The sequence below is a fragment of the Burkholderia sp. AU31652 genome (assembly GCF_002223155.1).
Lineage (GTDB): Bacteria > Pseudomonadota > Gammaproteobacteria > Burkholderiales > Burkholderiaceae > Burkholderia.
Genome location: NZ_NKFG01000004.1, coordinates 773511 through 782683, shown reverse-complemented (window position 1 = coordinate 782683; position 9173 = coordinate 773511). Strand labels below are relative to the sequence as shown.

Annotated in this window: 12 protein-coding genes; 4 read left to right on the top strand and 8 right to left on the bottom strand. The window is 62.4% G+C overall.

Annotated elements, in window-relative coordinates:
• From CFB40_RS38010 to CFB40_RS38665, 4 genes are all read left to right on the top strand, one after another.
• Nucleotides 1-363: a hypothetical protein gene (locus CFB40_RS38010; protein WP_143329851.1), complete on the top strand. Its 363-nt coding sequence runs from the start codon at nucleotides 1-3 to the stop codon at nucleotides 361-363.
• 220 nt (nucleotides 364-583) lie between these two features.
• Nucleotides 584-2797 (top strand): LysM peptidoglycan-binding domain-containing protein, encoded by a 2214-nt coding sequence (locus tag CFB40_RS16100; RefSeq protein WP_143329850.1) that lies wholly within the window; start codon nucleotides 584-586, stop codon nucleotides 2795-2797.
• A 10-nt stretch (nucleotides 2798-2807) separates the two neighbouring features.
• Nucleotides 2808-3032, top strand: a complete 225-nt coding sequence (locus tag CFB40_RS16095; protein ID WP_089431769.1) for a hypothetical protein — start codon at nucleotides 2808-2810, stop codon at nucleotides 3030-3032.
• A 78-nt stretch (nucleotides 3033-3110) separates the two neighbouring features.
• A complete protein-coding gene (locus CFB40_RS38665) occupies nucleotides 3111-3263 on the top strand; it encodes a hypothetical protein (protein ID WP_179255279.1) in 153 nt (50 codons plus the stop codon).
• A 625-nt stretch (nucleotides 3264-3888) separates the two neighbouring features.
• Here the strand turns inward: CFB40_RS38665 and CFB40_RS16085 are convergent.
• The 8 genes from CFB40_RS16085 to CFB40_RS16050 are packed head-to-tail and all read right to left on the bottom strand — an operon-like array spanning nucleotide 3889 to nucleotide 9173.
• Complete coding sequence (locus tag CFB40_RS16085; RefSeq protein ID WP_089431767.1) at nucleotides 3889-4281, bottom strand: hypothetical protein; 393 nt, start codon at nucleotides 4279-4281, stop codon at nucleotides 3889-3891.
• 17 nt (nucleotides 4282-4298) lie between these two features.
• Complete coding sequence (locus CFB40_RS16080) at nucleotides 4299-4868, bottom strand: tetratricopeptide repeat protein (protein WP_089431766.1); 570 nt, start codon at nucleotides 4866-4868, stop codon at nucleotides 4299-4301.
• A gap of 9 nt (nucleotides 4869-4877) precedes the next feature.
• Entirely contained in the window at nucleotides 4878-5675 is a 798-nt protein-coding gene (locus tag CFB40_RS16075) for a sigma-70 family RNA polymerase sigma factor (RefSeq protein WP_089431765.1), read from the bottom strand.
• Nucleotides 5672-6409 (bottom strand): flagellar type III secretion system pore protein FliP, encoded by a 738-nt coding sequence (gene fliP / locus CFB40_RS16070; protein WP_256976724.1) that lies wholly within the window; start codon nucleotides 6407-6409, stop codon nucleotides 5672-5674. The genes CFB40_RS16075 and fliP overlap by 4 nt, the downstream gene beginning before the upstream one ends.
• A gap of 47 nt (nucleotides 6410-6456) precedes the next feature.
• Nucleotides 6457-6828 (bottom strand): flagellar biosynthetic protein FliO, encoded by a 372-nt coding sequence (locus CFB40_RS16065; RefSeq protein ID WP_256976721.1) that lies wholly within the window; start codon nucleotides 6826-6828, stop codon nucleotides 6457-6459.
• 24 nt (nucleotides 6829-6852) lie between these two features.
• The gene (locus tag CFB40_RS16060) at nucleotides 6853-7152 is read right to left on the bottom strand and encodes a FliM/FliN family flagellar motor switch protein (protein ID WP_089431763.1); all 300 of its coding nucleotides are present in this window, start codon (nucleotides 7150-7152) and stop codon (nucleotides 6853-6855) included.
• A 33-nt stretch (nucleotides 7153-7185) separates the two neighbouring features.
• Nucleotides 7186-8010, bottom strand: coding sequence for a FliM/FliN family flagellar motor switch protein (locus tag CFB40_RS16055; protein WP_089431762.1), 825 nt, complete (start codon nucleotides 8008-8010; stop codon nucleotides 7186-7188).
• Nucleotides 8007-9173: a flagellar hook protein FlgE gene (locus CFB40_RS16050; RefSeq protein WP_089431761.1), complete on the bottom strand. Its 1167-nt coding sequence runs from the start codon at nucleotides 9171-9173 to the stop codon at nucleotides 8007-8009. Before CFB40_RS16050 ends, CFB40_RS16055 begins: the two co-directional genes overlap by 4 nt.

Genomic DNA, 9173 nt, shown 5'->3' with positions numbered 1-9173 from the left:
ATGAGCGAAATTACTGATCAGTTTTTCAAACTTTCTGCGCACGCGGAATTCATAGCTGGGAGTGCTATGGATAAGCCACTCGAGCCTGCGTTAGAGGCTGTCCTGATATTTGTACAGGATCACCCTAGTCATCGGATAGAACTTGTGGATGCGTTTCTCGATGTGCTTCGTAATCCAGAGAAGGGCCCGCCGGAGTTGGTCGAATATTGCATGCATGAGCTGAAATGGCCAGAGGTGCGCGAAGCCATCCAAATTTGGCTAGATGGTGAGCGAAGTGAGCGGGTACGCCACGTTCTTCGTAAGCAATTGCTGGCCTTTGACGACGATTGGTACGATGCAAGTTTCTATGAGCGATTCAGATAGAGAGCGCTAGTGCGCTTGCATCGACGCCCGCGTAAGCGGGCGTTGTCGTATCTGTGTTCAATGCGTCAGAAAAGCCTTCCCGCGACGTGCCGTCGCTCGTCGTCATCGAGGGACATTGCTCGAATTCCGTCGACCGCGCGACGCAGCCAGTCGTCGACAACGACGCGATGTTCGTCGTCCGAGGGGGGGCGCTGTCGACGCCGGCAATTGCCGAATCAAGGTGTTCACGCCGATGGGGACGGCGGATTTCGACGAAAGCTTCATGACGATCAACGGCGTGTACCCGGGCACGAGTCCAGGCGTCTGGACGGTGCGGGATGGCGATTCGTTGAAGTCGATCGCGTCAGCGCTATGGGGGGACGAGACGCTGTGGTACGTGCTGGCGGACGCGAACGGATTGAAGAGCACGGACGAGCTGAAGGCGGGCCGGTTGCTGACGGTGCCGAACAAGGTGACGAACGTGCACAACACGGCGAGCACGTTCAAGCCGTACGATCCGGGCAAGGCCATCGGGAACACGCAGCCGACGCTGCCGGATCCGCCGCCGCCGCCGAGTCGTGGAGGCGGGTGCTGCGGGTTCCTGCCGGTGATTGCGATCGTGGTGGCGGTGGTGGCGACGGTGTTCACGGCGGGGGCGCTGACCGCGCCGGCAGGGGCGTCGTTCAGCGCGATGATGTCGGCGGGGGGCACGGCGTTGACGGGGGGAGCGGGCCTCGCGGGAGTGGGTGCGTCGGTGGTGGGCGGAGCGGTGGGGGCTGCGTCGGCGCAAGGAGCGATGATCGCGGGTGGTGCGCAGAGCGGTTTCGACTGGAAGGGTGTGGCGCTGGGGGCGGTGGGCGGAGGTGTGACAGCGGGCGCGGGTGGCGCGCTGGGGGCGACGAACTCGGTGGCGTCGGCGATTGCACAAGGCGCCGTGCGGTCGGTGGCGACGCAGGGCATTGGCGTGGCGACGGGGTTGCAGCATAGTTTCGACTGGAAGGGCGTGGCGGCGAGTGCGATCGCGTCGGGAGCGGGGTATCAGGCGGGTGCGTTGGCGAATCAGGCTGGGACGAGTTTGGGTTTCCAGATGGGTTCGGACGGCGGGCGGTTCGCGAGCGGCTTGGTTGCGGGTATGGCGGCTGGGTCGGCGAGTATGGTGGTGCGAGGCGGGAGTCTGGGGCGGAACATTGGAGCAATTGCGGCGGATGCGGTGGCGAGCACCGTTGGCAATATGGTGGCCGACCAGATGCAAGCCGCGTCGGCTGCGAAAAACAATGCGACACCGATGCATCCCGACGACGCGCAATTCCTGGGTGCGCTGACCGGTGCAATTGAGGCTTACAGCAATACGCCGAGTCCGTATGCAGGGGCTCAGTTTGCTGGGCCGGGAGCGCTCGAATCCGTTCGGGAGCTTGGTTTCTTGCCGACGATGGAGGTCAGGCCGGACAGGGCGTGGATCGATGGTGGCAGTGGCGCGTACGGTCCGGGGTATGGTGGTGCGCTGGCTGCGTGGTCGTCTTCAGATCTAGTTGATACCAGCAAGGTTGACCTGAACGCAGCGGCCTTCAGGTCTGCGATGAACGCTGCGCCGGCTTTATCGTGGGATGCGTTGTCGGGTGTCCAAGCGGCTGGCCCGGCTGCGGGCGAAATACCACTCGATGCTGCAATTCGCGGTTACCGAGGCGGATACGCTGGCGTGCTGGATCCGAGTCCGGGCGCGGCATATGCAGGCAAGCTGGTTGGAGATGCAGCGCAAAGCTTCAAGAATTTCGGTTATCAGATGATCGGTGCCGAGAGCGCTGATGCCGCACGTGCTGCATGGAACAACGGCAATTACGGAACGGCGGCTGCGAAGCAACTGCAAGCATTTGGTGAGGCTGGTCTAGCGTTAATGGGAGGCGGCGGTGCCCTTCGACAGGCGTTCGCGAGAACCGTCGAAAGCACTGTCGGCACATCTGTAGAGATGGCTGCCCAGGCTGGCGGTGCGGGTGGCGCTCGCTTTGTGCGAACCGACGGTTTGGGTACGCACTCCACAATGGCTGAATTGCGCACAACCGGGGCATTACCCGGAGAGCAGGGTGTAATCCTTTCTGATCGCACAGTTCGTTTTGGCGATGTCTATGATCTAGCGACCCTTGGAGGGAGACGAGTTGAGTTTTCTTTGGTGACCGAGCGCGTGGATGGCGCCGTCGTTAAGAAGCTGTACAGCGGCGATGCCTGGACGAGCCCGGTTCCGCGAGATGCGCGCTTGATCGGCCATGTTCATCCAAATGAAAACGCCTTCCAGATGTGGCCGTCAACACAGGATATGAACATGGTGAACGCGAGATATTTTAGAGAGTTGACGAGCAATCCCAATGCGACACCGTTGCCTACTAGAATCTTCTGGGGGCCGGGGTCCACTGACAACACTATTTTCTACCCGGGTTTTGGTAAATCGCCGATGACGCGGTAAGGGAAAGATCATGAGCGAAAAAACTGTTCAAAGGGCTGATGAGTTCTTGTTTGCGCAAGGGCTAACCATCGAGAATTATTTTATTGAGCTGACCCCTGTTTCTGAGATGATTTGCTATCGGAATTCAGAGGGGAGGGAGTTCGATCTTCCAATAAATGATCCGGACCTTTATGACGCGGCCGTGTTGCGATTGAAGGAGTTGGGCGTTCGAATCGTGAGGCTTGGGTTGGAGTGACCCTAGCCCACAAAACTGTCCCAGTTGAACGTGGAAAATTCCGGCATGACGTTGTCATCGAGACCAGGAGGTCATGCCGTGAAGAAGAGCAAGTTCACCGAGGTCGCTGACGATACCGAACAAGGTGACGAACACGGCAAGCACGTTCAAGCCGCGGTGGCTATTTGCGAGCAGAGCGAGCCGAATTCGTCACTGGAGCAGGGCTTGGAGGAAAGCGCATTGCTGCTTTGAACAAGCCGCAAAGAATCGAACTTGTCCAATGGGATCGTCGACGTCAATGTATCAGAATAGACGAGCCAGACGAAAAATTCGTCTGAGAAGGTGCTGTCGGCATCGGAATCCGTCAGCAATGCAAAAGCAGCCGGTCTATCTCAATAATTTGCGCGACTTGACCAAATGCAGGACGACCAGAACCCGCCGCCGCACCCTACCCGGCCAGCTACCACGCCGGCCATATCATCAGTCGACATTCCCGGCGGAAAGCGAACCGACTTCCCGAACGGCAGCCACGTTGTCGAAGGGCCCGCGGGTGACAAATATCTCGTTTCCGAGTCAGGCGACATCAGTGCGACCATACCAGCGATTCGGCAGGTGCAGATCGACGACATCGCACTGGTCCTGCGACATGAGATCATGCACGTACACCGGACGACATCCCATACATTGCATTTCGTCGGGGGCGGAGTCTTTTCCTACCTGCATCATCACGATGGCTCAGGTATGTCAATCGAGGCAAATTGCATCGAGTTCCGGACGCTACCCGGGGATGTGATTGCTGTACGTGGCACAGCGCGAAACACGGCGATACGCGAAGAGACAAATCGAAAGAGCTAAGGTAAGGGGGCGTACCTCGGTTTCACCGCTTTTCCGGCCGATGCCCGAGTCCATGTACCACGTCACCGAGCAGCGCCGACGTTTGCACGTCGTCCGTCATCCCCTTCCAAACCCACTCCACCATCTCCTGAAACTCCGGCTCATTGCCGAGCGTCGCGCCGAATTCATGTCGCAGCACGACGTTGATGGCTATGCGCTCCAACAGGGCCTGATCGTCGACGCCGGCGGTGCGTAACGCATCGATTCTTTCGCGCAGCAGCGCGCCCAAATCCGACCCGGCCACGCGTGCTGCCGCCGGCGCGTTGCCGTGCGTGGGTGCGCGACTCGCCTCCCCGCTCATCTGACGCCGTGTCCGGTCGATGACTTGCTGCCGTAGCAGCGCCAATACCTGATTGAGCGTTGAAACAGGATCCATGCGTGCTCCGATGATGATTAATGTCGGGTACGAAACGCCAGATACCCGGCCAAAAGCAGATGCCCGTCTTCCGCGTCGCCGGTGGCATCCCGTTTGAAGGCGTCGATGTGCGCAACGATGCTCGCTATGTAGGCGTTGATACCCGGATAGCGCTCGTTCACCGCGATTCCCTGCTTTAACCAATCGAGTGCCATATCGAACCGATCGTCGCACAGCGCGAGCAATCCGGTTTTGAACAACTGCAGTTCTTCGTGCTCGGACTGTTCCGAGTCGAGCGCCTCCCAGCGAACCGTCGCATTCTGTACGTGTCCGTCGAGTAAGTCGACGAAACCCAACATGAAGTGCGCAATGGCGAAATCCGGTGCGAGTGCGACTGTTCGCGCGAAATCGACGCGTGCTTCGGCGCGACGCTGATCCCCGGCGTAGATCGACCCGCGCAAGAACCAGAGTCGATGATCGTCGGGCCAGTGCGTGAGCGCGGCGCTGAGTAGCTCCAGCGCTTCGCTGCCTGGCCTGTCGACGATGCCGACGATTTCGTCCATCGTATCGTCGTCGCACAACATGGCGCGGGGTTCATTGCGATTCATCGATCTCTCCTATCCGATTAGATGCATGTACTCTGCTTCGCCGAGCCGCTCGCGCAGTTCCGCCAGCGCAGTGCGATGCAATTGCGAGATCCGGCCTTTGCTGACGCCGAGAATGTCGGCGATCTGCTCGAATGCGAGGCCGTGAAAATAGTGATACTGAATGATCTTGCGCGTGCGTTCAGGCAGATGCCGGACTGCGTCTACCAGTCGCGCTTTCGTCTGGCGCCACGCAATGCCGTGATAGGCCGCGCCAGGCAGCGTCGGATCGCCCGTTGGCGCGTCATCCGCCGTCGGTGCGATGAGGCCCGTGCCGTCCAGCATGAATCCAATCGCCAGTCCGGCCGCCAGTGTGCCGAGCGCCTGCAACGCATCGCGGCCCGGGCGTGTCGCTCGATCGCCGTCGGTTTGCAGCGACGCGACCCGTTCCCTGCGCACGCGTCGGGAGAACGAAATCTGCTCCTGCCCGTCGGTCAGTTTCTCGACGCCGGTCAGGATCGCGCCTCGCACGCGCGTCGTGCAAAACGTCTCGAAGGTCACGCCGCGTGCAGGATCGAAGCGATCGATCGATTCGAGCAGGCCGATGCAGGCCAGTTGAACGAAATCCTTGAACTCAACGTCGTCGCGATGTCGTCCCGCATACAGTCGAGCCGCGATCGCGCGTGCGTAGGGCAGGTAATGCGCAAATACGGCTTCTCGGGCCCCTGGGCTGCGCTCGACCGCCCACCTCCGCCACAGCCCCGTTTCGGGAGCGGTGCCGGCGTCGTCCACCGAGGGCGTGTCCGGGTTCCACGCGCCCGCCTGCGTCATCTGAATCCTCCGAGCACGCCTCGCATCACGAGCCCCCAGCCGTCGATCAGAACGAACATCAGGATCTTGAGCGGTAGCGAGATGGTCGCAGGCGGCACCATCAGCATGCCGAGCGACAACAGGACGGTCGATACCACAAGGTCCAGCAACAGAAACGGCAACAGCACGACGAAGCCGATCTGGAATGCGACGCGCAGCTCGTTCAGGATGAAGGCCGGCGTGAGTTGCAGCAGCCCTACCTCGTCGGCCGAAGCGGGCAACGGCTTGCGGGACAGTTCGTACATCAACCGCAGTTCGTCGTCGCGCACCTGGCGCAGCATGAAATCGCGCAACGGTGCGGCGCCAAGTTCCAGCGCGCGATCGACGGCGATGCGGCCGTCCATGAACGGCTGCAGCGCGTCGCGATGCAGGGTTTCGAACGTGGGCATCATCACGAAGGCGGTCAGGAATAGTGCGAGGCTGATCAGCACGGGCGTCGGCGGAGTTTCGGGCATCCCGAACGCATGCCGGATCATCGACATCACGATGACGATCCGGATGAATGCCGTCATCGAGACCACGAGGGCCGGACCGATGCTGAGCAGCGTCAACAGCACCGCGATGCGCACGGCTTCCGACGCGCCGTTCCGATCGAGTGCGAAGGAGGCCCCGTGCTGCGGCGCGGCGGCGGCGGTTGCGGTCCCGTGCATCGCGAGCCCGCCGATCAGCGCAGCGGCTACCAGCAGGCCCAGCATGCACGACGGCGCGGAGCGCCGGCGCGAGTCGGGCAGGAGGCTTCCGGTCATGATGTCGCCTCCGACGACGGATGCGCATGCGCATCGAGCAGCGAGACGCCGTTCGCGTGAAGGACGAGGAGCACGCGCCGCTCGTCGTATTCGATCAGATGAAGTGTCGCGCGCGGAGCAAGGCGTGCGGTCTCGACGATCGTCAGCCTTTTCCGGGTTGATTGCGTGCCGCGCCCTCCGGGAAAGGAACCTCCGTATCGACGCAGCGCCAGCATGACGACGATGCCGAGCACCACGCAGACGAGAAGCGCACCGCCGATTCGATAGAGGTCGATACCGTCGCCGAGTGCCGGCAAACGTGCGAGCGAATAGGTCGCGTCGGCGCCGGCGCTGGTGTCGGATGCGATCGACGCCGGCGGCGGTTTCAATGACGAGTCGAATGATGGCCGCATTCAGCGTTCCTCGACGATTTCGACGATCCGGATGCCGAACTGGTCGCCGACGGCGACGATCTCGGCGCGGGCCACCGTGCGCTCATTGAGTCGGACGTCGACGCAGTCGTCGATGAGGCGGTCGAGCATGACGACCGAGCCGGACTGCAAGGCCAGCAGCTCCTTGACGGCGAGGGTGCCTGAACCGAGATGCACGTCGAGGGAAACGATGACGTCGCCGACGAGATCGAGGCGCGGCTGGGCGGCCGCGCGCGCATCGGAGGTCTCGACCGGCCCGTGCTCGGGAAGGTCGACACGCATGACGACGGGGCGGTCGGGGGGGGGCGTGGCTGGTCATCGGTGATCCTTGGGTTCGACGAGCGATTGCAGTTGAATGGAAAGTTGTCCGTCAGTGCGACCGAGGCGGCCGAAGCCGACCGCGATCTGGCCGGGATGTCCGGTCGTGACGGAAATGTCGGGATCGAGCCGATCGGCGAGCACGAGGACATCGCCGGGCGTGAGGTCGAGCAATTGGGCGACGGGTAGCGCCACGACGCCGAGTCGGGCGTGGACGAGTGTGCTTATCGATTCGATTGCCGTTGTCCGCGGTGTCAACGGGGCGTTGCGTGTCGCCGAAGCGTGGCGGGGGGCGTGCTGGGCCCACCAGAACGGTGCGGCGAAGACAATCGACAGGTATGTGTCATCGGGACCCAGCGCGAGTCGGACATGTACGGCGCCGTACCGTGATGCGATCGGTTTTGCCGCATCTGATTGCGGCAGGGGGCGCGCGTTGGGTGGGGCGCCGCCGCAGAGGGCGCACAATGCGGCGGCCAGGTCGTCGGCCATCGACTCTCCGAACGCGCGCACGACGTCGGCGCAGTAACCGGCGCGCGTTGCGGCGAAGCCGTGGGCGGGCTCGAGGTCGAGCGCGCGCAGGGCGAGCCGGTCGAGCGATCGTGGTTCGATGGCCCAGTGCAGGTGCGGCCCGCATGACCAGACATGGGCGTCGGACGACCAAGGCGGTGGTTGCAGCGGCGCTATCCGCTCGACGTCGTCGACGCGCGGTGTGTCGTCGCACCAGTTGCGCAACCAGGGGGCGATGGCGCTTTCCGACAGCGTGCCGGCTTCCAGCAGATCACGCTCGGCGAGCGGTCGCCAGCGCAACGGCGCTTCGCTCATCCCTGCCCCCGCATTTGGAACAACTGCATGATCATCTCGTTCGATGTGCTGATGACCTGGGAGGATGCCTGGAAGCCGCGCTGAATCAGGATCAGTTGTCCGAATTCGCCGGACAGATCGACGTTGGACGCCTCGACCGCACCGGAGCGCAACTGACCGACGAGCGGATCGCCGCTTTTCGAGTAACGCGGCGCAGGGAGATGCGATGCGTCGAACAGGCCCGCGCCGAGCTGAACCAGCAACTGCGGATTGACGAAGTGGGCGAGCGCGATGGTGCCGGCTTTGCCGGTCTGGCCGTTCGAGTAGCGCAACGCGAGCTGACCGTCGCGGTCGATGCTCATCGACGCGAGCGTACCGGCTGCGTAGCCGTCCTGCTTCGATACCCGCAAAGTCGAGGTGGCGCCGGCCGAGAACGCGGTGACGCCATCGGAAAAATCCAGCGTCACCGTGAGCTGCGACGACGGCAGCGTAACGTCGATCTTGTCCTGGCCGGGTTCAGGAATGCCGCCATGAAATTGCAGCGTGCCGATCTGGAGCGGCATGCCGTCGGAATCGGTGACGGTGACCTTCCAGCGTCCCGGCATCACGCCGGTATCCTCCGCAAACGATACTTTCAGCGTGTGCTTCGCGCCGTTCGCGTCGTAGACCTCGACGTTCGATACGGAAAAATCGGTCGAGCCGGGCGACAGGTTGTCGGTGAAGCGGACCACGCGCGTCGCGCGTGGCGGATCGAGCTGACGGTGTGCCAACGAGATCGGCGCGAGCGTGCCGGCCGCATCGAGCGTGGCGAGTTTCAGGCCGCTCGTTCGTTCGGTCAGCGAGCCGTCGTCGGCGATCTGGAATTGGCCGGTACGCGCGTGGCGAATCGTTTCGCCGTCGCGGAGTGCGAACAGGCCGTCGCCGTCGATGGCGAGATCGAGCTGTCCGGTACTGCCGCGCAATTCACCTTGCCGGAAATTCAGCGCCGTGTGCGCGTAGGCGATGCCGCTGCCGGATCGTTTCGCGTCTCGCGCGGTGGGTCGCCCGTCATACAGATCCTGAAAGCGCGGCGTCGACGATTTGAAGCCGGGCGTGTTGAGGTTCGCGACATTGTTGCCGATGGTCTGCAAGCCTTTCGAGTAGGCGCGCAGGCCACTCATGCCGATATAGAGGCTGTCGAGCAT